This is a genomic window from Pseudomonas sp. E102, from assembly GCF_052660185.1.
In genome coordinates, this window is record NZ_CP084025.1 from 5,059,212 (window position 1) to 5,083,405 (window position 24,194).

Annotated in this window: 20 protein-coding genes and 1 pseudogene; 13 read left to right on the top strand and 8 right to left on the bottom strand. The window is 61.7% G+C overall.

What is annotated here, in order from left to right; all coding sequences use genetic code 11:
- The first annotated feature begins 331 nt into the window (after positions 1 to 331).
- The 6 genes from DOCECA_RS22785 to DOCECA_RS22810 all read left to right on the top strand — a co-directional run bounded on the left by DOCECA_RS22785 (position 332) and on the right by DOCECA_RS22810 (position 8,166).
- Positions 332 to 2,365, top strand: a complete 2,034-nt coding sequence (locus tag DOCECA_RS22785; protein WP_434611693.1) for an ABC transporter permease subunit — start codon at positions 332 to 334, stop codon at positions 2,363 to 2,365.
- 15 nt (positions 2,366 to 2,380) lie between these two features.
- Positions 2,381 to 4,051: a phosphate ABC transporter permease PstA gene (gene pstA / locus DOCECA_RS22790; protein WP_420767112.1), complete on the top strand. Its 1,671-nt coding sequence runs from the start codon at positions 2,381 to 2,383 to the stop codon at positions 4,049 to 4,051.
- Positions 4,052 to 4,221: 170 nt separating this feature from the next.
- The gene (pstB, locus tag DOCECA_RS22795; RefSeq protein ID WP_420767113.1) at positions 4,222 to 5,055 is read left to right on the top strand and encodes a phosphate ABC transporter ATP-binding protein PstB; all 834 of its coding nucleotides are present in this window, start codon (positions 4,222 to 4,224) and stop codon (positions 5,053 to 5,055) included.
- Positions 5,056 to 5,169: 114 nt separating this feature from the next.
- Complete coding sequence (gene phoU / locus DOCECA_RS22800; RefSeq protein ID WP_030139132.1) at positions 5,170 to 5,931, top strand: phosphate signaling complex protein PhoU; 762 nt, start codon at positions 5,170 to 5,172, stop codon at positions 5,929 to 5,931.
- 166 nt (positions 5,932 to 6,097) lie between these two features.
- A complete protein-coding gene (locus DOCECA_RS22805; protein ID WP_420767114.1) occupies positions 6,098 to 7,021 on the top strand; it encodes a response regulator in 924 nt (307 codons plus the stop codon).
- A gap of 248 nt (positions 7,022 to 7,269) precedes the next feature.
- Positions 7,270 to 8,166: a peptidoglycan DD-metalloendopeptidase family protein gene (locus DOCECA_RS22810; RefSeq protein WP_420767115.1), complete on the top strand. Its 897-nt coding sequence runs from the start codon at positions 7,270 to 7,272 to the stop codon at positions 8,164 to 8,166.
- A 184-nt stretch (positions 8,167 to 8,350) separates the two neighbouring features.
- Here the strand turns inward: DOCECA_RS22810 and DOCECA_RS22815 are convergent, their stop codons facing one another.
- From DOCECA_RS22815 to phoB, 3 genes are all read right to left on the bottom strand, one after another.
- Positions 8,351 to 9,691 carry a hemolysin family protein gene (locus DOCECA_RS22815; protein ID WP_420767116.1) on the bottom strand — a complete coding sequence of 447 codons (1,341 nt, stop codon included), beginning with the start codon at positions 9,689 to 9,691 and terminating at the stop codon, positions 8,351 to 8,353.
- Between the two features lie 122 nt (positions 9,692 to 9,813).
- Positions 9,814 to 11,100, bottom strand: coding sequence for a phosphate regulon sensor histidine kinase PhoR (gene phoR / locus DOCECA_RS22820; RefSeq protein ID WP_445572184.1), 1,287 nt, complete (start codon positions 11,098 to 11,100; stop codon positions 9,814 to 9,816).
- 81 nt (positions 11,101 to 11,181) lie between these two features.
- Positions 11,182 to 11,871, bottom strand: a complete 690-nt coding sequence (gene phoB / locus DOCECA_RS22825; protein WP_003177195.1) for a phosphate regulon transcriptional regulator PhoB — start codon at positions 11,869 to 11,871, stop codon at positions 11,182 to 11,184.
- 151 nt (positions 11,872 to 12,022) lie between these two features.
- Between phoB and DOCECA_RS22830 the strand changes: the two genes are divergently transcribed.
- Together DOCECA_RS22830 and DOCECA_RS22835 are read left to right on the top strand one after the other, a co-directional pair.
- A complete protein-coding gene (locus DOCECA_RS22830) occupies positions 12,023 to 12,406 on the top strand; it encodes a COG4315 family predicted lipoprotein (protein ID WP_434608800.1) in 384 nt (127 codons plus the stop codon).
- 228 nt (positions 12,407 to 12,634) lie between these two features.
- Positions 12,635 to 13,314: pseudogene (locus DOCECA_RS22835) on the top strand (dual specificity protein phosphatase family protein).
- On the opposite strand, the gene DOCECA_RS22840 reads toward DOCECA_RS22835, so the two are convergent.
- From DOCECA_RS22840 to prlC, 3 genes are all read right to left on the bottom strand, one after another.
- Positions 13,290 to 15,305, bottom strand: coding sequence for a M3 family metallopeptidase (locus DOCECA_RS22840; RefSeq protein WP_445571127.1), 2,016 nt, complete (start codon positions 15,303 to 15,305; stop codon positions 13,290 to 13,292). The pseudogene DOCECA_RS22835 and the gene DOCECA_RS22840 sit on opposite strands and share 25 nt — an antisense overlap.
- A gap of 115 nt (positions 15,306 to 15,420) precedes the next feature.
- Entirely contained in the window at positions 15,421 to 15,699 is a 279-nt protein-coding gene (locus DOCECA_RS22845; protein ID WP_420767120.1) for a YheV family putative zinc ribbon protein, read from the bottom strand.
- Positions 15,696 to 17,747 carry an oligopeptidase A gene (gene prlC / locus DOCECA_RS22850; protein WP_445571128.1) on the bottom strand — a complete coding sequence of 684 codons (2,052 nt, stop codon included), beginning with the start codon at positions 17,745 to 17,747 and terminating at the stop codon, positions 15,696 to 15,698. Before prlC ends, DOCECA_RS22845 begins: the two co-directional genes overlap by 4 nt.
- 99 nt (positions 17,748 to 17,846) lie before the next feature.
- Here prlC and DOCECA_RS22855 point away from each other — a divergent pair, with 99 nt between their 5' ends.
- From DOCECA_RS22855 to DOCECA_RS22875, 5 genes are all read left to right on the top strand, one after another.
- Positions 17,847 to 18,392 (top strand): gamma carbonic anhydrase family protein, encoded by a 546-nt coding sequence (locus DOCECA_RS22855; protein WP_420767122.1) that lies wholly within the window; start codon positions 17,847 to 17,849, stop codon positions 18,390 to 18,392.
- Positions 18,393 to 18,420: 28 nt separating this feature from the next.
- Complete coding sequence (locus DOCECA_RS22860; RefSeq protein ID WP_420767123.1) at positions 18,421 to 19,071, top strand: HAD family hydrolase; 651 nt, start codon at positions 18,421 to 18,423, stop codon at positions 19,069 to 19,071.
- Positions 19,072 to 19,367: 296 nt separating this feature from the next.
- Positions 19,368 to 19,802 carry a DcrB-related protein gene (locus DOCECA_RS22865; protein ID WP_420767124.1) on the top strand — a complete coding sequence of 145 codons (435 nt, stop codon included), beginning with the start codon at positions 19,368 to 19,370 and terminating at the stop codon, positions 19,800 to 19,802.
- 24 nt (positions 19,803 to 19,826) lie between these two features.
- The gene (locus DOCECA_RS22870; RefSeq protein ID WP_445571129.1) at positions 19,827 to 21,122 is read left to right on the top strand and encodes a PAAR domain-containing protein; all 1,296 of its coding nucleotides are present in this window, start codon (positions 19,827 to 19,829) and stop codon (positions 21,120 to 21,122) included.
- Entirely contained in the window at positions 21,119 to 21,652 is a 534-nt protein-coding gene (locus DOCECA_RS22875; RefSeq protein WP_420767126.1) for a hypothetical protein, read from the top strand. Before DOCECA_RS22870 ends, DOCECA_RS22875 begins: the two co-directional genes overlap by 4 nt.
- Before the next feature lie 81 nt (positions 21,653 to 21,733).
- Here DOCECA_RS22875 and DOCECA_RS22880 read toward each other — a convergent pair whose 3' ends face one another.
- Together DOCECA_RS22880 and DOCECA_RS22885 are read right to left on the bottom strand one after the other, a co-directional pair.
- Entirely contained in the window at positions 21,734 to 22,156 is a 423-nt protein-coding gene (locus tag DOCECA_RS22880; protein ID WP_434561590.1) for a DcrB-related protein, read from the bottom strand.
- 18 nt (positions 22,157 to 22,174) lie between these two features.
- A complete protein-coding gene (locus tag DOCECA_RS22885; RefSeq protein WP_420767128.1) occupies positions 22,175 to 24,112 on the bottom strand; it encodes a type VI secretion system Vgr family protein in 1,938 nt (645 codons plus the stop codon).
- Between the last annotated feature and the right edge of the window lie 82 nt (positions 24,113 to 24,194).

The following is a 24,194-nucleotide window of genomic DNA, read 5'->3' on the forward strand; positions in this document are numbered from 1 at the left end:
GCCGCTTCTAGCTGGCGGCGGATTTGTTGCGTCACTTCACTGTCATCTTTCTGTCATACAGGATCGCTAGGGTGTGCGCATGAATGATCTGGCCAACTCCACAATGACTACGACTTCCCCTCCCAAGCGCATTGACTTCAATACGCCTGAGCTGCAACGCAAGCGCCGCATTCGTGCGCTCAAGGATCGCCTGACCCGCTGGTACGTGCTGGTGGGCGGCCTCGCCGTCCTGGCGGCCATTACCCTGATTTTCTTTTTCCTCGCCTACGTGGTGCTGCCCCTGTTCCAGGGCGCGGACCTGACCGCCAAGGATTCGATCACCCCAGCCTGGATGCAAGACGCCGGCAAGCCGCTGATGATCGCCATCGAAGAGCAAAACCAAGTGGCCATGCGGGTCTCCGACAAGGGCCAGGCGCTGTTCTACAACCTCGACAGCGGTGCCGAACTGCGCCGCGTCGACCTGCCGGTTCCGGCCGGCGCCAGTGTGACGTCCATTGGTGAAGACCAGCCCGGCAGCCCATTGGTGGCGATCGGCCTGTCCAACGGCCAGGCCCTGGTGTTCCGCCACACCTATAAAGTCAGTTACCCCGATGGCAAGAAAACCATTTCGCCCGCGATCGAATACCCGTACGGCGAGGCGCCGATCGCGCTGAACGAGCAGGGCGCGGCTTTGGAACACGTCAGCCTCAACGCCACCGATTCGACGCTGCTGCTGGCCGGCTCCAGTGGCGCGCAGCTGTATGTGCTGTCGCTGACCAGCGAAGAAAACATGATGACCGGCGAAATCACCAGCGAGCAGACGCGTATCGACCTGCCGCAGATGACCGAGCCGGTGAAGAACATTTTCGTCGATCCGCGCCAGCAGTGGTTGTACGTGGTCAACGGTCGCGCCCAGGCCGACGTGTTCAGCCTGCGGGAAAAGAGCCTGAACGGTCGCTACAAGCTGCTGGAGAACGCCGATGCCCAAGTCACCGCGGCCGCCCAGTTGGTAGGGGGGATTTCGCTGATCATCGGCGACTCCAAGGGTGGCCTGGCCCAGTGGTTCATGGCTCGCGATCCGGACGGTGAATCGCGCTTCAAACAGATTCGTACTTTCCAGATGGGCAGCGCGCCCATTGTCGAGATCAGCGCCGAGGAACGCCGCAAGGGTTTCGTGGCCCTCGACACCGCCGGCAAGCTCGGCGTGTTCCACAGCACCGCCCACCGCACCTTGCTGGTGGATCAGGTAGTCGACGGCCAAGGTCTGTTCGGCATGTCCCCACGGGCCAACCGCCTGATCGTGGAGCAGGGCGGCAAGCTGCAACCGTTGATGCTGGATAACCCACACCCGGAAGTGTCCTGGAGTGCGTTGTGGAGCAAGGTCTGGTACGAAAACTACGACGAACCCAAATACGTCTGGCAATCGACCGCCGCCAACACCGACTTCGAACCCAAGCTGAGCCTTTCGCCGCTGACCTTCGGCACCTTGAAGGCCGCGTTCTACGCGATGCTGCTGGCCGCGCCGCTGGCGGTTGCCGCCGCGATCTACACTGCCTACTTCATGGCGCCGGGCATGCGCCGCAAGGTCAAACCGGTGATCGAGCTGATGGAAGCGATGCCGACGGTGATCCTCGGCTTCTTCGCCGGCCTGTTCCTGGCGCCGTACGTCGAAGGGCACCTGCCGGGCATCTTCAGCCTGCTGATGTTGCTGCCGATCGGCATCCTCGTCGCCGGCTTCGTCTTCAGCCGCCTGCCGGAATCCATTCGCCTGCGGGTGCCGGATGGCTGGGAAAGCGCGCTGTTGATCCCTGTGATCCTGTTCGTGGGCTGGCTCTCGCTGTACATGAGCCCGTACCTTGAAGCCTGGTTCTTCGGCGGCGACATGCGCATGTGGATTTCCCATGACCTGGGCATCACCTACGACCAGCGCAACGCCTTGGTGGTGGGCCTGGCGATGGGCTTCGCGGTGATCCCGAACATCTACTCGATTGCCGAAGACGCCGTGTTCAGCGTGCCGCGCGGCCTGACCCTGGGCTCTCTGGCCCTCGGCGCCACGCCGTGGCAGACCATGACTCGCGTGGTGATCCTCACCGCCAGCCCGGGCATCTTCTCGGCGCTGATGATCGGCATGGGTCGCGCGGTGGGCGAGACCATGATCGTGCTGATGGCCACCGGTAACACGCCGGTCATGGAGATGAACCTGTTCGAAGGCCTGCGCACCCTGGCGGCCAACGTGGCGGTTGAAATGCCTGAATCCGAAGTCGGGGGCAGCCATTACCGCGTGCTGTTCCTGTCGGCCTTGGTGCTGCTGTTGTTCACCTTCGTCATGAACACCCTCGCCGAGCTGATCCGTCAGCGTCTGCGCAAGAAATATTCGTCGCTTTAAGAAAGGTAGAAGTCTGTGAAACAGAACTCCCTGAAAGGATGGTTCAAGAGCGGCGCCCCTGGCGTCTGGATCAGCGGTGGCGCGGTGTCCATCGCGGTCATCATGACCATTGGCCTGCTGGCGGTGATTGCCGTGCGCGGCCTCGGCCACTTCTGGCCGGCGGACCTGATCCACGCCAATTACAACGTGCCGGGCATGCCTGCGCACCTGGTGGTAGGCGAAGTCGTACAGAAAGAAGAAGTGCCTCGCGAGCGCCTGAAAAGTGCTGGCCTGCCGGTGCCGGACGAAGGCCCTGAGTTCATGACCCGTGAATTGGTCAAGGTCGGCAACCGTGACCTCAACGGCACCGACTTCACCTGGATCGTCGGCGACTGGCTGACCAACCAGACGACGCCACCGGAGCTGATGGCCCTTGAACGCCGCGAGTGGGGCAATTTCTACGGCTACCTGGTCAACGTCAAGGAACAAGGCAAGGTCATCGCCGAGGGCGAAGCGGCGTGGCCGCAGTTGCAGGCGCGTATCGAGCGGGTCAACCAACTGGCCGACGAGCTCAAGACCCTGGAAAAAACCGACATCGGCGCGATCAACGCTGGCCTGGAGCGCATCCGCCTGCACGGTCGCAAGCTGGAGCTGGACGGCAAGCTCGACGCCGCCGCCCAGGCCGATCTGGAAAGCGAACGCGCCGAACTCAACGCTCGCTACAAGGACATCGAGGCGCGCCTGGCCGACCTGCATGGCCAGTTCAATCGCGACAGCCTGACGGCCCGCGATGCCAACGGCAAGGAAGTGGAAATCGAAATCGGCAAAGTGGTGCATGCCTACCAGCCAAACGGCATGGGCACGCTCACCAAGCTGGGTTTCTATTTCAGCAAGGTCTGGGAATTCCTCAGCGACGATCCGCGTGAAGCCAATACCGAAGGCGGTATCTTCCCGGCGATTTTCGGCACCGTGATGATGACCCTCATCATGGCAATGATCGTGACGCCGTTCGGCGTGCTGGCGGCGGTTTACCTGCGTGAATACGCGCGCCAGGGGACGATGACCCGTCTGATCCGCATTGCGGTGAACAACCTCGCCGGTGTCCCGGCCATCGTCTACGGCGTGTTCGGCCTGGGCTTCTTCGTCTACGTGCTGGGCGGTTCGGTTGACCGACTGTTCTTCCCCGAAGCCTTGCCGGCGCCGACTTTCGGTACGCCAGGCCTGCTCTGGGCATCGTTGACCCTGGCGTTGCTGGCGGTGCCGGTGGTAATCGTCGCCACCGAAGAAGGTCTGGCAAGGATTCCACGTACCGTGCGCGAAGGCTCTCTGGCCCTCGGCGCGACCAAGGCCGAGACCCTGTGGAAAATCGTCCTGCCGATGGCGAGCCCGGCGATGATGACCGGCATGATCCTCGCGGTGGCCCGTGCCGCTGGCGAAGTTGCGCCGTTGATGTTGGTGGGCGTGGTGAAACTGGCGCCGTCGCTGCCGCTGGATGGCAACTACCCGTACCTGCACCTGGACCAGAAGATCATGCACCTGGGCTTCCATATCTATGACGTCGGCTTCCAGAGCCCGAACGTCGAGGCAGCCCGCCCGCTGGTCTACGCCACGGCGCTGTTGTTGGTGCTGGTGATCGCGATCCTGAACCTGTCGGCGGTGTGGATCCGTAACCACCTGCGCGAAAAGTACAAAGCACTGGATAGTTGATTACACATCGATTTCCTGTGGGAGCGAGCCTGCTCGCGATGGCATCACCTCGGTTCTAAAATCAGACCGAGTCGCCTGAATCGCGAGCAGGCTCGCTCCCACACATACACAGATTGGCCTGGCCACTCATTGGCCAACCAAACCGAATTTGTTAGCACAGGGAGCCTCCCATGCAACACGAAGCACACACACACGGCATCAACATGTCGGCCCTGGGCCGCGACAAGCAGAGCTTGAACCTGGCTCAGGAAACCGTCGCCATCGAAGTGCCCGGCCTGAACCTGTTCTACGGTCAGAAGCAGGCGTTGTACGACGTCAGCCTGAACATCCCGAAACAGCGCGTCACCGCGTTCATCGGCCCGTCGGGCTGCGGCAAGTCGACCTTGCTGCGCACCTTCAACCGCATGAACGACCTGGTGGACGGTTGCCGCGTCGAAGGCGAGATCAACCTCTACGGCAACAACATCTACCGCAAGGGCGAAGACGTGGCCGAGCTGCGCCGCCGCGTTGGCATGGTGTTCCAGAAGCCCAACCCGTTCCCGAAAACCATCTACGAGAACGTGGTCTACGGCCTGCGCATCCAGGGCATCAACAAGAAGCGGGTCCTCGACGAAGCCGTGGAATGGGCCCTCAAGGGCGCGGCGCTGTGGGACGAGGTCAAGGATCGCCTGCACGATTCGGCCCTGGGCCTGTCCGGCGGTCAGCAGCAACGTCTGGTCATCGCCCGCACCATCGCGGTGGAGCCGGAAGTCCTGCTGCTCGACGAACCTTGCTCGGCACTGGACCCGATCTCGACACTGAAGGTCGAGGAGCTGATCTACGAGCTCAAGTCCAAGTTCACCATCGTCATCGTGACCCACAATATGCAGCAGGCGGCGCGTGTGTCCGACTACACCGCGTTCATGTACATGGGCAAGCTGGTGGAGTTCGGTGACACCGATACCTTGTTTACCAATCCGGCCATGAAGCAGACCGAGGACTACATCACAGGTCGCTATGGCTAGCCGTAGAGCCGCAAGCGTCAAGCTGCAAGCGGCAAGTAAAAGGCGATCCGAGTAACGACACACATCAGCTTGCAGCTTGAAGCTTGCAGCTCACAGCTTTTGCGGAGCAAAACCATGATTTCGAAGGAAGGCCTCACTCATCACATTTCCGCGCAATTCAACGCCGAGCTTGAAGAGGTGCGCAGCCACCTGCTGGCGATGGGCGGGCTGGTGGAAAAGCAGGTCAACGACGCGGTGACCGCGCTGATCGAGGCTGATTCCGGCCTGGCCCAGCAGGTGCGCGAGATCGATGACCAGATCAACCAGATGGAACGCAACATCGACGAAGAGTGCCTGCGCATCCTTGCCCGTCGCCAGCCGGCCGCTTCCGACCTGCGCCTGATCATCAGCATCTCCAAGTCGGTGATCGACCTTGAGCGGATCGGCGACGAAGCCACCAAGATCGCCCGTCGTGCCATCCAATTGTGCGAAGAAGGCGAAGCCCCGCGCGGTTACGTCGAGGTTCGCCACATTGGCGACCAGGTGCGCAACATGGTCCGCGACGCGCTGGACGCCTTTGCCCGTTTCGACGCCGACCTGGCGCTGTCGGTGGCGCAGTACGACAAGATCATCGACCGCGAATACAAGACCGCCCTGCGTGAACTGGCGACCTACATGATGGAAGACCCACGCTCTATCTCGCGGGTGTTGAGCATCATCTGGGTGCTGCGTTCCCTGGAGCGTATCGGCGATCATGCGCGCAACATCTCCGAATTGGTCATCTACCTGGTGCGTGGCACCGATGTGCGCCACATGGGGCTCAAGCGGATGAAGGAAGAAGTGGAGGGCACCCCGTCCGAAACCGCTAATGTTCCCGGTGAAACTGACGATAAGTAAGATTGCCAAGAAAAGCGCCCGGCCTTCTGGTCGGGCTTTTTTTTGCGCTTTTTTTAGTCGAAAGCAGCACCCCGCGAACGAAAAGTCCCGGCGTGACTGAAGCTTTTTGGCAATATGCCATCAGTAAGGCGGTATGCTTGCCGGGATTTTTTAGAGGTGTATCTGGATGAGTAAGGTCAGTGTGTTGGTCGTGGACGATGCTTCGTTCATTCGTGACTTGGTGAAGAAGTGCCTGCGCAACTACTTCCCAGGTATCCGCATCGAAGATGCGGTGAACGGCAAGAAAGCCCAGGCCCTGCTGGCCCGTGAAGCGTTCGACCTGGTGCTGTGCGACTGGGAAATGCCGGAGATGTCCGGCCTGGAACTGTTGACCTGGTGCCGCCAGCAGGACAACCTCAAAGGCATGCCCTTCGTGATGGTGACCAGCCGTGGCGACAAGGAGAACGTGGTCCAGGCCATCCAGGCCGGCGTATCCGGCTACGTCAGCAAGCCTTTCACCAATGAACAGCTGCTGACCAAGGTCAAACAGGCCCTGAACAAGGTTGGCAAGCTCGACACACTCATGAACAGCGCGCCGACCAAGATGAACTCGGCGTTTGGCAATGACTCCCTCAGCGCCCTGACCGGTGGCAAGCCCCCGACGGCGGCTGTTGCGTCGGCCCCCGCCGCCCCTGTGCCCGCCCCAGCTGCTCCAGCCCGTGGTTTGCTCAACAGCCCGCCGGTCAAGGCGCCGGCCGCCACCACTTCGCCGACCAACCGTGGCCAAGGCCAGTTGCGCCTGTCCAGCGGCACCCAGCAATGCGTGATCAAGGCCCTGAGCCTCAAGGAAGCGCTGCTGGTGGTCAAGCGCACCGATACGCTGCCGCAAGTGCTGGAAAGCTCGGTACTGGATATGGAACAGGGCGACAACGCCGAGACCGCTCGTCTGAACGGCTACCTGCACGCCATCGTCGCCCATGAGCAGACGCCCGACAGCGAATGGTTGCAACTGACCTTCCGCTTCGTCGACAAAGACCCGCAGAAACTCGACTACATCTCCCGCCTGATCGCCCGCGGCACCGCCCAGAAGCACTTCGTACCGGGCGCCTGATCCGGTGGCGCCCCTCAGTCCGCTTTCGTCGGATCGCCGCCCGGAGCAAGCTCGCTCCCACACTGATCTGTGTTTGTCACAAAATTTGTGTCCGCAGCAGATCCCTTGTGGGAGCGAGCCTGCTCGCGAAGAGGCCATCAGCTCCAACACCGACCGCTGATCCATTTTTGAAACATCTGCCGACTACGCTGGTCCATCCCAGCTGCTAGGCTGCTTTGCAGGCCTTCATTTCGACAGAATTCTTGCCCATGCTCGTGCCGTTGTTGTTCGCCTGTGGTCTCGTCCTGGCCGCCACCCCGGCCCTGGCCATGACCATCTACAAATCCACCGATGCCAATGGCGTGGTTTCCTATAGCGACCGCCCCAGCAAAGGCGCCCAGGTGTTCGTGTTCCGTGATCGGATGGTCGAACGCCTGGAGCGGCAGGTGTTCCTCGATATCAAGAAGCAGAAGGGCGCGGACGCGGTTTACGTGCGCAATGACCTGTATGCGCCCGTCGAGATCGAGCTGAGTTTCGTCGGGTTGCGCAACGTCAGCGGGGCGCCGAGCCGGCCGATTCGTCGGGTGATGCCGGCGCGCAGCAACCTGCGCCTGGCGCTGCTCACCGCCACCCGGCCCGGCAGGCCCCTTGTGTACACCCCAAGGTTCGAATATTCCCTGGGCGACCCGGCAGGCACCGCGCAGGCGTATCGCTACCCGCTGCCCTGGGTCGGCGGGCCGTTTCGATTGAGCCAGGGTGCCAATGGCCAATACAGCCACTACGGTCCCAAGAACCGCTACGCCATGGACATCGCGATGCCCGAGGGCACGCCGATCATCGCGGCGCGGGGCGGCGTGGTGGTCAAGACCGAAAACTCGCAGACCGGACGCGGCACCGACCCTTCCGGCAACTTCGTGCGCGTGCTGCATGACGACGGGACCATGGGTGTCTATCTGCACCTGCAAAAGGGCTCGGTGAGCGTACGGGAAGGGCAGCGGGTGGCGGTCGGTACGCCGTTGGCGCTCTCGGGAAACACCGGCAACAGCTCCGGCCCGCACCTGCATTTCGTGGTACAGCGCAATACCGGGTTGGGGCTGGTGTCGATTCCCTACCAGTTCAACCAACCGGTGGGCGACCTGCCCAATTTTGCGGTGGGTAAGCAGTAGCACTGTAGGGTTGTGGAGGGAGCTTTTGTGGCGAGGGGATTTATCCCCGCTGGGTCGCGAAGCGGCCCCGACACTGCCAACTCAATCTATCTGCCACATCGAGTTGTCAGGTTTTAGGGCTGCTTCGCAGCCCAGCGGGGATAAATCCCCTCGCCACAGGGACCTTCAATGCCAGGGCTGACACTCAATCGAGCATCAACACCTTCGCCAGGATGATCTTGGGCCCCTTCATCTTCTTGATGATGATCCGCAGGCCTTCGACTTCCAGCACTTCTTCCTCTTCCGGCACGCGCTTGAGGGTTTCATAGACCAGCCCGGCCAGGGTCTCGGCTTCGATGTGGTCCAGGTCGATCCCCAACAGGCGTTCGACCTTGAACAGCGGCGTGTCGCCGCGCACCAGCAGCTTGCCCGGCTGGTAGGCCAGGATGCCGCGCTCGGCCTTGCGGTGTTCGTCCTGGATGTCGCCCACCAGCACTTCCAGCACGTCTTCCATGGTCAGGTAGCCGATGATGTTGCCATCGGCCTCTTCGACCACGGCGAAGTGCGAGCCGCCCTTGCGGAATTGTTCCAGTAATTGCGACAACGGCATGTGCCGCGACACGCGCTCCAATGGCCGGGTCAGTTCGGCCAGGTTGAACGATTCGGGAATGTGATCCAGGGCCGCCAGTTCCAGCAGCAGGTCCTTGATGTGCAGCAGGCCGACGAACTCCTGGCGCTCGCTGTCGTACACCGGATAACGGCTGAACTTGTGGCGGCGGAACATCGCCAGGATTTCCTTGAGCGGCGCGTTGAACTCCAGCGTCACCAGGTCTTCCCGGGAGTTGGCCCAGTCCACCACTTCCAGCTCGCCCATTTCCACGGCGGAAGCCAGCACGCGCATGCCTTGATCGCTTGGGTCCTGGCCACGGCTGGAGTGCAGGATCAGCTTCAACTCTTCGCGGCTGTAGTGGTGTTCATGATGAGGCCCGGGCTCGCCTTGGCCGGCGATGCGCAGGATGGCGTTGGCGCTGGCATTGAGCAGGTAGATCGCCGGGTACATGGCCCAATAGAACAGGTACAACGGCGCGGCCGTCCACAGGGACAGCAGCTCGGGTTTGCGAATCGCCCAGGATTTGGGCGCCAGCTCGCCGACCACGATGTGCAGGTAGGAAATGATGAAGAACGCAGTGAAGAACGACACGCCCTTGATCACTTCCGGCGACTCGACGCCGATCGCGCCCAGCAACGGCTCGAGGATATGGGCGAACGCCGGCTCACCGACCCAGCCCAGGCCCAGGGAGGCGAGGGTAATACCCAGCTGGCAAGCCGACAGGTAGGCGTCGAGCTGGCTATGGACAGTGCGCAGGATATGCCCACGCCAGCCATGCTGCTCGGCGATGGCCTCGACCCGGGTCGAGCGCAGCTTGACCATGGCGAACTCCGCCGCAACGAAAAATCCGTTGAGCAGGACCAGGATCAAAGCAAAGAGAATCATGCCGAATTCGGCGAAGAGCGTAACGAGGGACAAGCCAGGGGAAGGGTCCATGATGGAGTTTTGCAGGTTCCGTAAGTGCGTAAGGTTCGAAATCAGTGCCTGAAAAGGCAGGCATAAGTCAGCCAATGTAGCGGCTGACTTGGCGATTGCCTAGAGGGAAGGGCTGGTCGGCGTCACTCGTCGCGGTTGGGGAGGCGCGCGCGAACCACCTGTGCTGGAGCGAAATGGCAGGTGAAGGTGCTGCCGTGACCGGGCACGCTGCTGATTTCCATGCGTGCACGGTGGCGCAGCAAGACGTGTTTGACGATGGCCAGTCCCAGCCCCGTGCCGCCGGTGTTGGAGTTGCGGCTGGAGTCGACCCGGTAGAAGCGTTCGGTCAGGCGCGGCAGGTGCTTGCTGTCGATGCCGATACCGGAATCGCGCACGCTCAGGTGCGCGCCCTGTTCATCGCCCCACCAGCGGACGTGGATCCGTCCTTGTTCGGGCGTGTACTTGACCGCGTTGAACACCAGGTTGGAAAACGCGCTGCGCAGTTCCGCCTCGCTGCCTTTGAGCTGGACGGCCGGGTCGGCTTCGAGGGTGATGGCCTGTTGCTTGGGGCCGGACAGTTCCTGTGCATCCTCGACGATGATCTGCAGAAGTTCGTCGATGGGTACCGGCTGGTTGTCCGACGGGTAATCGGTGGCTTCCAGTTTCGCCAGCAGCAGCAAATCGTTGAGCAAGGTCTGCATGCGCCCGCCTTGTTGCTGCATCTGCTGCAAGGCCCGGCTCCAGCGCGGGTTCACTTCCTCGACGTTGTCGAGCAAGGTTTCAAGGTAACCGCAGATCACCGTCAGCGGGGTACGCAGCTCGTGGGACACGTTGGCGATGAAATCCTTGCGCATCTGTTCCAGCTGATGGATGCGCGTCACGTCCCGCACCAGCATCAAATGCTCGTTGTTGCCGTAGCGGGTGATGTAGAGCTGGATGCGCAATCGATCGTTGGTGGGCGAAGGGATTTCCAGCGGTTCGGAGTAGTTGTCCTGCTCGAAATATTCCTTGAACCGCGGATGGCGAACCAGGTTGGTCACCGGTTGGCCACTGTCCTGGGGGGTCTTGAGGCCCAGCAGGGTTTCGGCGGCGCGGTTCCACCACTCCAGGTTGCCTTCGCTGTCGAGCATGATCACCGCGTCTTTGAGCGCCGCGGTGGATTCCTGGACGCGGTCGATCACCGCTTGCAGGCGGCCACGAACGCGCTGGTCGCGCCGTTGCAGATGATAGATGCTGTCGAACACCTCGCCCCACAGGCCGTAGCCATCGGGCGGGGCTTCGTCGGGTTGGTGCAGGCGCAGCCACTCATGCAGGCGCAGCAATTGCTTGAGGGTCCAGGCAAGGTAAAGCGCCAGCCCCACGGCAAGGCTCCAGCCGTAATATCCGGTGATCAGGCCGATCAACAGGCATCCGGTAACCAGCAACAACATATGGCGGATGAGGGTGCCATGCCAGTTTTGATTCACGTGAACGCGCGTCCTTGTCAGCTTGTCGGGCGGTAAGGGCTCGTATCAGGCCTTTGTCGAGAAACGATACCCGGTGCCGCGCACGGTTTGTACCAGATTCTCGTAGGCATCGCCGAGGGCCTTGCGCAGGCGCCGGATGTGTACGTCCACGGTGCGTTCCTCGACGTACACGTTGCCGCCCCAGACCTGGTCCAGCAGCTGCCCGCGGGTGTAGGCGCGCTCCTGGTGAGTCATGAAGAATTGCAGCAGGCGGTATTCGGTCGGGCCCATCTCGGCGGGCTTGCCGTCGATGGTCACCCGGTGGCTGATCGGGTCGAGCAACAGGCCGCCGACTTCGATGGGCGCTTCGCCATCCGTCGGCCCGGCACGACGCAGCACGGCCTTGAGGCGCGCCACCAGTTCCCGAGGGGAAAACGGCTTGGTGATGTAGTCGTCGGCGCCGACTTCCAGGCCCTGGATCTTGTTGTCCTCTTCGCCCTTGGCGGTGAGCATGATGATCGGAATGTCGCCGGTCAGCTCATCGCGCTTGAGGCGCCGCGCCAATTCGATGCCAGACGTGCCGGGCAGCATCCAGTCCAGCAAAATCAGGTCCGGCTTGCGGTCGACGATGATGGCGTGGGCCTGTTGGGAGTTCTCTGCTTCCATGCAGTCATAGCCGGCCATCTCCAACGCAACGGCGATCATCTCGCGAATGGGCGCCTCGTCGTCGACGATCAGAATGCTCCTGCCAACCATGGGTTAATCCTCTTGTCATTTAACTGTCTTGCGCCGCATTAGATAACGGAATTATTGCAGTCGTGTGACAGTTATTTCCTGAGGCGGCAGCAAAGGGGATTCTGGACTACGCTTTGAGTCCGAATCCTGACAACTGCAAAGGAAGGTTTCCATGACGCGCGTGAATGTTTCTCTCAAAGCCCTGCTGATATCTGCTGCCCTGGTTCTGCCTGGATTGGCGATGGCTGCCGAGCCTGCAATGGAGAAGGATGGCATGTTCACTGACCACAAGGGTATGACCCTTTATACCTTTGCCAAGGACTCGGCCGGCAAGTCCGCATGCAATGGCCAGTGCGCGGTTAATTGGCCGCCGCTGATGGCCGAGAAAGGAGATGAATCCAAGGGGGACTGGACCGTGATCAAGCGTGACGATGACTCGATGCAGTGGGCCTACAAGGGTAAACCACTGTACACCTTCGTAATGGACAAGAAGGCCGGAGACATGACTGGCGACGGCAAGATGGACGGTGCATGGAAAGTGGCCAAGACTAAATGACCTTCGGCGTTCAGATTGCGCTTGTGGAAGCTTGCTCCCGCTGGGCCGGTCCGACGCTTCGGGCGAAGCGGCCCCACAATCCAGCGGCCGCTGCGCTACCGAGCGGGAGCAAGCTTCCTTGAACAACATCGAGCCTTCACGCCACATTGACGTCCCGCTCACGGCTTTTTAACCGACGCCGCCGGAAACTGACCGCCTTAGCCCCCGTGGTCTTCCGGTCGCCGCCCAATGCTCAAGTTCCGCCTTCACCCTGTGTCCTGCCTGGTTCTGCTGCTGATGCTCGCCGCCCCCGCAACCCAGGCTGCGGAGACGACGCAGGCTCGGCCTGCCGAATGGGCCCAGCCGGTGGGAAAGCAGTACAACCTCTACCAGATGTCCCCGACGCTATACCGCAGCGCGTTGCCGGATGAAGGCGCCGTCTCCCTGCTAAAAAGACTCAATATCGGCACGGTCATCAACTTCTTGCCCGATTCGGATGCCAGTTGGCTGGCGGCTCCGGGCATCGAGCGGTTCAATTGCCTTATCGCACCAATCACGTCGACGACAGCGATATTCTAAAGGCCCTTCGAACCATCGAGGATGCCGAGGCTCATGGCCCGGTGCTCATGCATTGCAAGCATGGCTCGGACCGCACCGGCTTAGTGGCCGCCATGTACAGGATTGTCGTCCAGGGCTGGAGCAAGGAGGACGCGCTGGACGAGATGACCGAGGGCGGCTTCGGTGACAGTCATTCTTTCAAGGACGGGGTCCGCTACGTCATGCGGGTTGACGTGGAGAAACTGCGCACGGCATTGAAGAACGGCGATTGCAGCACCAGCGTTTTTGCCCTGTGCTCGCTCAAGAGCTGGGTCAACTCGACGACGACGGCGCATCATCTCGACCCTCAGACGCTTGTTCCTTCCCGTTGATCGGTCGCCTGCAAGAAATCCGCGATGGACTCGGACAGTGGCCGTGAATCGCCGCGTTCCAATATCGTTTCGCGTAGCGCCTTGCCGGTCTTTCGGTCAAACAACCCGTTGCGCTTGAACCGCTTGAATACGGTCTTGGCCAGGGTTCGGGACCAGGCGTAGGCATAAATCCCGGCGTCATAGCCCGTGACCATGTAATCCAGGCCATTGGGCCAGCGTTCGTTCTCGAACGCCGGCAAATGGCCGACTTGCTCGCGGACCTGATCGAACACTTGCTGGGGCGTCCGCCCGTCGCCGTGGCTGCGGTGCAGCTCCATGTCGAATAACGCAGCGCGCAAAAGCCCCGCATCGACCCAACTGGTTTGGGTCTTTAGATACGTCAGCAATCGGTCGGCGACTTCGTTCGGCAACGATGCCCCGGTCTGGTGGTGCTTCGATACTCGGATCAGAAATTGTTTGGAGAAGCACCACCGTTCGAACAGTTCGCCAGCGAATTCGGCGGCGTCCCGACTGAGCTCGATGATGCCCGACACGTCGCGGTATTCGACCCGGCTCAACACATGGTGCAGGCAATGTCCCAATTCGTGAAAAAGCACTCGTAACTGACGATGGTCCAGCAACAGCGGGGTCGCAGCGGAGCCTTGTGGCAACCAGCCGTTCAGCACTGCCACAGGATAACGAGGCCGCCCCTCGGCGGTGATGCGGCGGTTTCGCAGGGTGCTGGTTTGTGGAAAGCCATTCTGGTCCGCGTGTTCGAAAGGGTCGAAATAGAAATAGCCAACGGTTTCGCCTCGCTCGCTGACCTCGTAAAGCCGCACCTGCGGGTGCCAGGTCGTCACGTCCGCACGCTCGATGATATCCACGCCAAACAGGTCCCGGGCGACCAAAAGCAACCGTGCGAACGTCGGCTCCAACGGGAACCAGGCGCTGACGTCCTGTTCCGAAACGCCGGCCGTTTGCCGACGAAGCTGCTGGGCCAGGTAGAGATAATCCCAAGGCTCCACCTTGCTGAAGCCTTGCGTCCTGGCGAATGCATCGAGCTGCTTCTTGTCCTCGTCGAACGAGGCTTGGTGCTGTTCGAGCTGCCCGTTGAGAAATGTCAGGACCTCCTCTGGCGACTGTGCTTGCTCCGGCTCGATCGCCATCTGCGCGTAATTCGAATAGCCGAGCAGCGTCGCGAATTCATGGCGATCCTTGAGCAACTGACGCAGCACTTCGCCGTTGCCGTAAATCCCGGCATGGGGTCCTTGATCCGAAGCGCGCGTGCTGTAGGCGACGTACATTTGCTTGCGCAGGCTGGAGTCGTCGGCATAGCGGGTGACGATGCGAAACGATTCATCGTCAAGTGTCAGCAACCAACCGGACTGGCCCTGTTCGCGCGCTTGCCTGGCCATTTGCTGCTTGAACGCAACGGGCAGCCCGCCCAATGCTGCTTCATCCTGGAAGGACTTGCTCCAGGCCTTGTTTGCCTCATGCAGGTGTTCCAAGAACAGGCTTCGCGCACCCTCCATACGCGCCTTCAAATCTTCCAGGGTTTCCTGCGCGGCGGAGCCCATCCCGTCCCGGTGCCACTGCCGCAGGATTTTTTTCAGCGTTCTTTTCCTGACCGGGGAAAAATGCACGGCGATCTCACTGTCCGCCAGGCGCTGGTAAAGTTGAAACAATTGGGTATTGCGCAGCAGCGATCGCTGGAAATCATCCAGGCGCTCCTCGCAGTCGAGTGAAGCCCGCGCCCAGGCCTCGCCACTTCTGGTGGATGCCATGCGGTCCAGTACATAGCCGAAGCCTTTCAGTCGCCCATGGATTTCGTCCATCGCCAGCACCAGGTCGTCCCAGGTCGGGAAGGGGGTCTGGGTCTCGATGATCTCGGCGACCTTGGCCCGGCTCTCGGCAAGAATCTGGTCCAGGGCCGGGGAGAAGTGTTCGGCCTGGATCTTCGAAAAGGGCGGCAGGTCGTAAGGCTGCAGCAGGGGGTTATCAGCGTGTTGCATGGGGGCTTCCTGTCAGTCGGACGTGTCAGGTCAGTCTGATCAGGAAAGGGGGCAACCTTGCGGTAACTATGTATCGCTTCCGGGCCGAGCGGCCCGGAAGGTGATGCCGAAGATGTCAGTCGGGTTTTTTCTTCAATTTCGGGTTGGGAAAAAACTGCACCGCCTGGACTTTCGCATCGGGCGTCTTGAGCGCCGATGTGTTGACCCGGGTGCCCAATTCCTTGGGCACCGACAGGCCTTGCTCGTTGAGCGTGTCGGAATAACCGCAGGCCACGCATTCGCGATGGGGCACGCCGTCTTCGTTCCACATCATCAACTTGTCCGGCTCGCTGCACGCGGGGCAGACCGCCCCGGCAATAAAGCGTCGTTTGGTAATCACAGGCCCCTCGCTCATGCTGCCGCGTCCTCGCTCAGGCCGCTATGACGCAAGAGTGCGTCAATCGACGGCTCGCGGCCACGGAAGTCGACGAACAGCACCATTGGCTCCTGGGAGCCGCCGCGCGCCAGGATCGCTTCGCGGAAGGCGCGACCGGTGTCGGCGTTGAGCACACCGTCCTCTTCGAACTTGGAGAACGCATCGGCCGACAGCACTTCCGCCCATTTGTAGCTGTAGTAACCCGCCGCGTAGCCGCCAGCGAAGATGTGCGCAAAACTGTTCGGGAAGCGGTTGTAGGCCGGCGGACGCATCACCGACACCTCGTCGCGCACGCCTTCGAGCACTTCCAATACGTTACGGCCGTCGCCGTGGGTGGCGTGCAGCTCGAAGTCGAACAGCGAGAACTCCAACTGGCGAACCATCATCAGGCCGGACTGGAAATTCTTCGCCGCGAGCATTTTCTCCAGCAGGTCCTGGGGTAGCGGTTCGCCGGTTTCATAATGGCCGGAAATCAGCGCGAGGCCTTCGGGTTCCCAGCACCAGTTTTCCATGAACTGGCTAGGCAGCTCCACGGCGTCCCAAGCCACACCGTTGATGCCGGACACGCCGGCATGTTCGACGCGGGTCAACAGGTGATGCAGGCCATGGCCGAACTCGTGGAACAAGGTGGTGACTTCGTCGTGGGTCAGCAGCGCCGGCTTGCCGCTGTCGGCCGGGGTGAAGTTGCACACCAGGTTGGCGACCGGGCTTTGCAAGACGCCGTCGACGGTGCGGCGGCGATCACGTGCGCCGTCCATCCAGGCGCCGCCACGCTTGTTGGCGCGGGCATAGAGGTCGAAGAAGAACCGGCCGACGTGCTGGCCGTTTTCCTTGATCTCGAACAGGCGCACATCAGGGTGCCAGCTGTCGAAGCCCTTCAGCTCGGCGATCTCGATCCCATAGAGGCGCTGCACAATGGTGAACAGGCCGCTCAGCACCTTATCGATCGGGAAGTAGGCGCGCAGGGCTTCCTGGGCGACGCTGTAGCGCTGCTGGCGGAGTTTCTCGCCATAGAAGCCGCTGTCCCAGCTTTGCAGGTCGGGGCAGCCCTGTTCGGCGGCGAACGCCTTTAATTGCTCCAGGTCCTGGGCGGCAAACGGTTTGCTGCGCTTCGCCAGGTCACGCAGGAAGCTGAGCACCTGATCGCTGGACTCGGCCATCTTGGTCGCCAGGCTCAACTCGGCGAAATTGGCGAAGCCCAGCAGGTGGGCCAGTTCCTGGCGCAGGTCGAGGATCTGCTCCATCACCGGGCCGTTGTCGTTCTGACCGGCGTTCGGGCCCTGGTCCGAGGCGCGGGTGCAGTAGGCCGCGTAGACTTCTTCGCGCAGGGCGCGGTCTTCGGCGTAGGTCATCACGGCGTAGTAGCTAGGGAATTCCAGGTTGATCAGCCAGCCATCCAGCCCTTTGGCCTGGGCGGCGGCAGCCATTTGCGCCTTGGCCGAGTCGGTCAGGCCGGCGAGGGCGGCCTCGTCCGTGACGTGCTTGGTCCAGGCCTGGGTCGCGTCGAGCAACTGGTTGGAAAAGCGGCTGCCCAGCTCGGACAATTTGCTTTGCACTTCGGCGTAGCGCTTCTGCTGCTCGGGCGGCAGGTCGATGCCCGACAGGCGGAAATCGCGCAGGGAATGTTCCAGGATGGTTTTTTGCGCCACATCGAAACCGGCCGCCTCGGGGCTGTTCGCCAGGGCTTCGAAGGCCTGGAACAGCTCGCGGTTCTGGCCCAGCTCGGTGGAGTAGGCACTGAGCGCCGGCAGGCACGCCTCGTAGGCTTCGCGCAGTTCGGGGCTGTTGCGCACGGCGTTCAGATGGCTCACCGGGCTCCAGGCCGCGCCGAGGCGATCGTTGAGCTCGTCCATCGCCAATACCAGGCCGGCCCAGGTAGGCTGTTGGCCCTGAGTCTTGAGTATTTCGGCGATGGCGGCACGGTTGTCAGCCAGGATCTGCTCGATGGCCGGTTGCACGTGTTCGGCACGGATCGCCGAGAATGGCGGCAGGTCGTAGGGCTGCAAAAGAGGGTTGTTCACGCTCACGGTTGACACCTTCGCTGGAAGAAACATGGGCCCATCTTAATTACAATCGACCTTCACCGCAGCTAGCAGCGCCTATCACCCGATAAGAGAGAGCCTATCGTGACCCTTCGCACGTACCAGAATCACAGCCCGCGGCTTGCCCGTGGGGCTTTTGTCGACAGCACCGCGGTGGTGATCGGCGACGTCGAAATCGGCGAAGACAGCTCCGTCTGGCCGCTGACGGTCATCCGCGGCGACATGCACCGCATCCGCATTGGCGCGCGCACCAGCGTCCAGGACGGCTGCGTGCTGCACATCACCCACGCCGGCCCGTTCAACCCCGATGGCTTTCCGTTATTGATCGGCGATGACGTGACCATCGCCCACAAAGTCATGCTCCATGGTTGCGCCGTCGGCAGTCGAATTCTGATCGGCATGGGCAGCATCGTCATGGACGGCGCGGTGGTCGAGGACGACGTCATCATCGGCGCCGGCAGCCTCGTGCCGCCGGGCAAGCGCCTGGAGAGCGGCTTCCTGTACGTCGGCAGCCCGGTGAAACAGGTCCGCCCCCTGACCGACAAGGAACGCGCATTCTTCACCTACAGCGCGGCGAACTACGTAAAGCTCAAGGACCTGCATCTGGCCGAAGGCTACGACCAGCCCTGAACCGTCCCGCCACTGCCCAGGAATTTTCATGCACTACCAGACTGTACTCTTCGACCTCGACGGCACCCTTACCGACCCCAGGGAAGGCATCACCCGTTCGATCCAGTTCGCCCTGAGCAAACTGGGCATCGACGAACCCGACCTGACCCGCCTCGAACACTTCATCGGCCCGCCTCTGTTGCAGGCTTTCATGCAGTTCTACGGCTTCGATGAAGCGAAAGCCTGGGAGGCGGTGTCTTTCTATCGCGAGCGCTTCAAGGTCACCGGCCTGTACGAAAACCGCGTGTTCGATGGCGTCCTGCCGCTGCTGGAAACCCTCGCCGACCAAAATCGGCAGCTGTACATCGCCACGTCCAAGCCCTGGGTTTTCGCCCGGGAAATTGCCCGCCATTTCGACTTCGCCAAGCACTTCAAAGTGATCTACGGCAGCGAACTGGACGGCACCCGCACCGACAAGGTCGAGCTCATCGCCCATCTCATGGCCGAAGAAAGCCTGGACCCGGCCGCCACCCTGATGATCGGCGATCGCAAACACGACCTGATCGGCGCCCGCAGCAACGGCCTGGACGCGGCAGCAGTGGGGTATGGGTTTGGCAGTTTCGAGGAATTGAGCGCGGAAAACCCGGTGCACCACTTCCAGACGTTGGATGAGCTGCACCGGGCATTCCTGCGAACCTGATCAAGACATCGACAAAGCCTGACAGCCTGCCTAAGGCCCGTGGCGAGGGAGCTTGCTTGCGCTGGGCCGCGCAGCGGCCCTAATAATCTTGCGTTCGCTGCGCAACCGAGCGGGAGCAAGCTCGCTCGTCACGGGACCGAGGGCGTCGTTGGGCCGTCCCTCTGGGTGCTACCTAAAAATGAGACTGGCGTCATGGCCTCGAAAACGCTCTCTCCAGGCACCTTGATTGTTGCCATTCATTGCTTGAAGATCTCTCGCTCGTTGATGCCTCCCTCTGCCTGGAAACGACCCGAATCATGACGCTCTACCGCCTCCACGAAGCCGATCTCGACATCCCTGACAGTTGGCAGGACCAGAGCATCAATATCTTCAAGCTGCCTGCCGTTGGCGGTGCCAAGGAAGCCAGTTTCGTCATCAGCCGCGATCCGAGCCGGGGCGATACGCCGTTCAACGACTATGTCGACCAACAACTGGCGAGCGCCGAACAGCAGTTACCGGGTTTCAAGCTGATCAAGCGTTGGGATTTCTTGCTTCACGAGCGCGCCGCAGTGTTGCTTGATTACAGCTGGCAGCGCGAAGGGCGAGAGTTGATGCTGCGCCAGGTGTTTATCGACCGCCAGCCCGTGGGGCTGATTACCACGCTGACGACAACGCCGAACGATCTCGTGTTTCACGAGCCGGCCTGGAAAGCGGCCATGCATTCCTTCAAGGTCTTGCCGGCGACCGCCTGATCATTCCAGGAAGACGACAACGCAATGGACATGCTGGCTGCTGCGCGCCTTGGCGATGAAATAGCCCACGGTTTTGGTGTCGCCGCGATGGTCGCCGGTGCCGTGGCCGGGGCATTGATCGGCGCGGCGGTTGTGGCTGCCACCGTGGCGACCGGGGGCGTGGCGCTGGCAATCATGGCCGGTTCGATTGCCGCCGGCGGGTTGTCGATGTTCCAGATCCTCAAGGGGCTGAACACCATTTTCAACTTGCCCGAGCCCACGACAGGGGCGTTGATCATGGGCAGTCTCAACGTGCACATCAACCGACGCAATGCCATGCGCGCTGGCGTCGATATGTCAGCTGGTTGCACGGGTTTGCCCATGAACCATCCGATCTGGCCGTTCCCGGTGTTGATCGCCGAAGGCAGCGCCACGGTCTTCATCAATGGGAAACCGGCGGCGCGGTTGCAGAGCAAAATGGTCTGCGGCGCCCACATCAAGACTGGCAGCGCTAATACGTTCATCGGCGGGCCGACGGTCTCGGTGGCGTTTGTCCTCGACATCGAAGGCTGGCTGCACACCGGACTTGAAGCATTGGGGTTGGTGGCCATGGGCGCTGCCGCCGTGTTGGCGGCGATGGCCGGGGCGGCGGCTTTTGCCGGGTTCGTGGTCATCGGTGGCGCCATGATGGGCGGCATGGCGCTGCTGGGCGACCTGGGCGACCGCCTCGGCCCCGGTTATCGCGATCTGCTTCAAGGCATCGCCGGCATGGCGCTGCTGGGGCTGGGGCCGAAAATGGCGCGTCTCGGCGCGGGGCCAAAACCGCGTGTCGCGGCCTACAAGCCAGGCACGACCGAGGCCGATATCATGGCGATCCCCAAGGGCAGCCGGCCACCGCCGAGCGACTATCTCGAAGGCCCATACATCGACAAGCACCTCAAGACCTTCGAGGATGAGGGCGGCAGTTTCCTCTTCACCGCCGACGATATTTCCAACCCCAAATACGGGTCGTTCAACCCGAACAAGTTCGTCATGGCGAAGTCGGACCTGAACGCGGTGGTCGCCGAGTACAAAAAAACCGGCGACGTTTCGGTACTGGAATCGGCCTTGGGTTACGATCCGGGGTCGCTGGTGGGCAAGGACATCTACATGATGAACCTGGACAAGCCCAAGGTGCTGATGCCGACCGGCAACGAGGGCGGTGTGAACTCCCTATGGCGACCCGGCGGCCTGACCCATCCAGGCGGCATGCGCGAAGCCGTGCTGGACAACGTGCCCATCGCCCACGGCAACGACATCAATGCGCTGATGACGACCCGAGACGTAGTGAGAATCCAATGAACAACCCGCAAGACAACGTGCTGCTGTTGGCCCTCGCCAATGATGAATTGGATAAATTCCTGGTGGGCGAGCCGTTCTACTTTCTCGAGGCCAAGAACGACAACGACGAGCCCCAAAACGTAGTCGCGGCGTTCGACCGGTTGATCATGCCCTACTGGCTCCAGACCCATGACCCGAGTTTCCCGGCGCGATTCGTGGCGGGCCTGTTGCGGATGCTGGCGACATATCCAGACCGGACACGGGCGATCTACATCGCTGCCGATTGGGTCTGGTATTACCGTTTCTGCCAGGACAAGCAGCGCCAGCAGCCGCTGGGCCCCTACGGCGATCTGTTCGACGTGGACATGGGCGGCGTCGCCTTGGCCCTCAAGCGCCTGTTGGAAAACCACAAGGCCGAACTGGTGGCCGATACGCGGTGGGCCGGTGCGGCGTGGAACAGCCCGGACGGCATGTGGACGCCCTTGATGCGTTCGGCGGTGATGGTGCGGGACAAGTTGGGCGGGCCGGATTTCGTGCCGGCCAATATCTGAGCCGGCCATTGCCTGGTCAGGACAAAAAGCCGACATCGCAGGTACGAAGCCGCTCTGTAGCGAGGCGTTCACGCCTGCGCATCAAAACGTCAACGAGCCCTTGATCGTCGCCCAGTGCGCTGCCTCGGCATCGCCCAGCTTCTGGGCTTTTACATAGCTCAAGGCAAGCATCTTGCGCGTGCCCGGCAATACCAGCGCCAGTTGATACTGGAAGACCTTCTCGTTGCCCTTGTTGAACTGGCTGCGCAATTCAATGGCTTCGACTTCCTGGTTCGCACCCACGCGCAGGGTGGCGCCCGGCTGGCAGCGCAGGTCCTGGACTTGTTTCTCCAAGCGCTTGAGCTGCTCGTCGAGATTGCTTTGCAAGGTTTCACCCTCGGCCAGCAGGCTGCGGCTGACGATCAGCGACGTGCCCAGTTCAGGGAACTTTAGGATATTGATCGAGGCGTCGAGCAACTCGGCGGGCGGCAGTTGCAGCTGGAATTCGTTGAGGCGGTAAGTCATGGTGCTTGGTTCTCTGAATTAGCCCTTGGGCGCCGGGAACGCGGCGGCGACGTTCGCGTCGATGCTGGCCTTGACGCCCTGACCGTCCGGCGTGGCGCCGGGGCCGCCGCCATTGTTCAGGTGCAGCACGCCGCCGGTGTTGAATTCGGCATCGCCGCTGGCGTAAAAGCTGATTTGCACGCCGGTCAGGTTGATCTGGCCGCTGGCATTGAGCTCCAGGATGCTTTCACCGCACACCAGTCGCAAGTTCTCGCCCACTTCGATGACGTAGCTCTGGCTGATGCTGTCGGTCTTGCGCTGGCCCACCGACAAAATGTCCTCCTGCTTGACGATGCGCAGGCGGTTGTTGCCGATGGTCACGGTTTCGTTGTGGCCAATGCTTTTGTTGCGGTCGTGGCCCACCGAATGGCTTTCGTCCACCTCGACCACGATGTCCTGGTTGCGCTCGGCGTGGATGTACAACTGCTCGGCGCCTTTCTTGTCTTCCATGCGGATTTCGTTGAAGTTCGCCGGCGTGCCGCCTTTGCTCGAACGGCTCTTCATGCCGCTCTGGGTGGCATTTTCAGGCAGGTCGTAGGGCACGGTCTGCTCGGCGTTGTAGACACGACCGGTGATGATCGGCCGGTCAGGGTCGCCCTCGAGGAAGCTCACGATGACTTCCTGGCCGATGCGCGGAATCTGCATCGAGCCCCAGTTCTTGCCGGCCCAGGACTGCGACACGCGAATCCAGCACGAGCTGTTTTCGTTGGATTGGTCGTGCCGGTCCCAATAGAAGTGCACCTTCACCCGGCCGAACTGATCGGTCCAGATTTCCTCGCCCTTGGGGCCGACCACCAACGCGGTCTGCGGTCCCTTGACGATGGGCCGGTGGGTGATCGCCATCGGCCGGAAGCTCTGTTGGGCGTCGATACAGGTCAGGCTGCTTTCGAACTGTGCCGAAGGCGCGCCGACGCCGCTCTCGCCGCTTTCCTGGGAGATGTAATAGCGCGCGCCGACGATCAGGTATTCGCGGTTCTGGTCCTGTCGGGTGAAGCCGGTGAGGCTGAACAGATGCCCCGACCCCAGGCCCCGGGCGTTGCCCGCCAGCTCGACCTGCTCGTGCTGGGTCTGCAAGGCTTCGATTCGGGTGCGGGCGTAGTGCTCGCCGTCTTCGCTTTGCACGTAGGTGCCCGGGTAATCGAACAGCGGATAGTCGCCGGCAGCATGCGGGCGGGGCATGGCCGAGCGCACGTCGATGCGCGCGCTGGGGCGCTGGAAATCATAGTCGTTAAGCTCCAGCGAACCCGGCTGGACTTCCTGGGCCAGGTGCCAGTCGTGGATATGGTCGCGCTCGCGCTGCTGCTCGTTCTTCGGGTAGTAAGGCACCGATCCGTAGCCGGGCGCCGTGGTGTGGGCGCCGTAGGCGTCGGCCAGCACCAGCACATGACGGCCCTGTTCATGGCGGAAAAAGTAATAGATGCCTTCCTGTTCCATCAGTCGACTGACGAAATCGAAGCTGGTCTCGCGGTACTGGACGCAGTATTCCCACTCGCGATACGGGCGGCTGAGGGTGTCTTCGAAGTCGGAAAAACCCAGGTCGCGAAACACCTGCTTGATGATCTGCGGGATGGTCAGGTTCTGGAAAATCCGGCAGTCGGAGGTGCGTGTCAGCAACCACAACCAAGGGCGCAGCGTGGCCTGGTAACTGGCGAACTGGCCCTGGTCGACGTTCTGGCTGAAGCGCGCAACGATGCCGTGGAAATGCCGTTCGCCGCCACCGTCCAGCTGAACGCTCACGCACATCGGTTTGCCGAGCACCTGATTGAGGTCGATGGCGTTGTCCAGCGAGTGCAGCTGCAACTCATAGTTGAACAGCCGCCCCAGCTCTTCGCCGCCGCCCATGTCCTTGAGCAACAACACCTCGGGCCCCAGCGGGCTGGTGATCTTGGCCAGGCGTGAGGCTTGGTTGAATAGCATCGGTGATCTCATGTAAATGGTAATAACTGACGGAACCGAATAGCCCTTGTGGGAGCGAGCCTGCTCGCGAAAGCGGTGTGTC

Excerpts from the sequence above, each read along its gene's own strand:
- DOCECA_RS22785 (WP_434611693.1), top strand. The coding sequence starts at position 332 with ATGCAAGACGCCGGCAAGCCGCTGATGATCGCCATCGAAGAGCAAAAC.
- pstB (WP_420767113.1), top strand. The coding sequence starts at position 4,222 with ATGCAACACGAAGCACACACACACGGCATCAACATGTCGGCCCTGGGC.
- phoU (WP_030139132.1), top strand. The coding sequence starts at position 5,170 with ATGATTTCGAAGGAAGGCCTCACTCATCACATTTCCGCGCAATTCAAC.
- DOCECA_RS22805 (WP_420767114.1), top strand. The coding sequence starts at position 6,098 with ATGAGTAAGGTCAGTGTGTTGGTCGTGGACGATGCTTCGTTCATTCGT.
- DOCECA_RS22810 (WP_420767115.1), top strand. The coding sequence starts at position 7,270 with ATGCTCGTGCCGTTGTTGTTCGCCTGTGGTCTCGTCCTGGCCGCCACC.
- DOCECA_RS22815 (WP_420767116.1), bottom strand. The coding sequence starts at position 9,691 with ATGGACCCTTCCCCTGGCTTGTCCCTCGTTACGCTCTTCGCCGAATTC.
- phoR (WP_445572184.1), bottom strand. The coding sequence starts at position 11,100 with ATGTTGTTGCTGGTTACCGGATGCCTGTTGATCGGCCTGATCACCGGA.
- phoB (WP_003177195.1), bottom strand. The coding sequence starts at position 11,871 with ATGGTTGGCAGGAGCATTCTGATCGTCGACGACGAGGCGCCCATTCGC.
- DOCECA_RS22830 (WP_434608800.1), top strand. The coding sequence starts at position 12,023 with ATGACGCGCGTGAATGTTTCTCTCAAAGCCCTGCTGATATCTGCTGCC.
- DOCECA_RS22840 (WP_445571127.1), bottom strand. The coding sequence starts at position 15,305 with ATGCAACACGCTGATAACCCCCTGCTGCAGCCTTACGACCTGCCGCCC.
- DOCECA_RS22845 (WP_420767120.1), bottom strand. The coding sequence starts at position 15,699 with ATGAGCGAGGGGCCTGTGATTACCAAACGACGCTTTATTGCCGGGGCG.
- DOCECA_RS22860 (WP_420767123.1), top strand. The coding sequence starts at position 18,421 with ATGCACTACCAGACTGTACTCTTCGACCTCGACGGCACCCTTACCGAC.
- DOCECA_RS22865 (WP_420767124.1), top strand. The coding sequence starts at position 19,368 with ATGACGCTCTACCGCCTCCACGAAGCCGATCTCGACATCCCTGACAGT.
- DOCECA_RS22870 (WP_445571129.1), top strand. The coding sequence starts at position 19,827 with ATGGACATGCTGGCTGCTGCGCGCCTTGGCGATGAAATAGCCCACGGT.
- DOCECA_RS22875 (WP_420767126.1), top strand. The coding sequence starts at position 21,119 with ATGAACAACCCGCAAGACAACGTGCTGCTGTTGGCCCTCGCCAATGAT.
- DOCECA_RS22880 (WP_434561590.1), bottom strand. The coding sequence starts at position 22,156 with ATGACTTACCGCCTCAACGAATTCCAGCTGCAACTGCCGCCCGCCGAG.
- DOCECA_RS22885 (WP_420767128.1), bottom strand. The coding sequence starts at position 24,112 with ATGCTATTCAACCAAGCCTCACGCCTGGCCAAGATCACCAGCCCGCTG.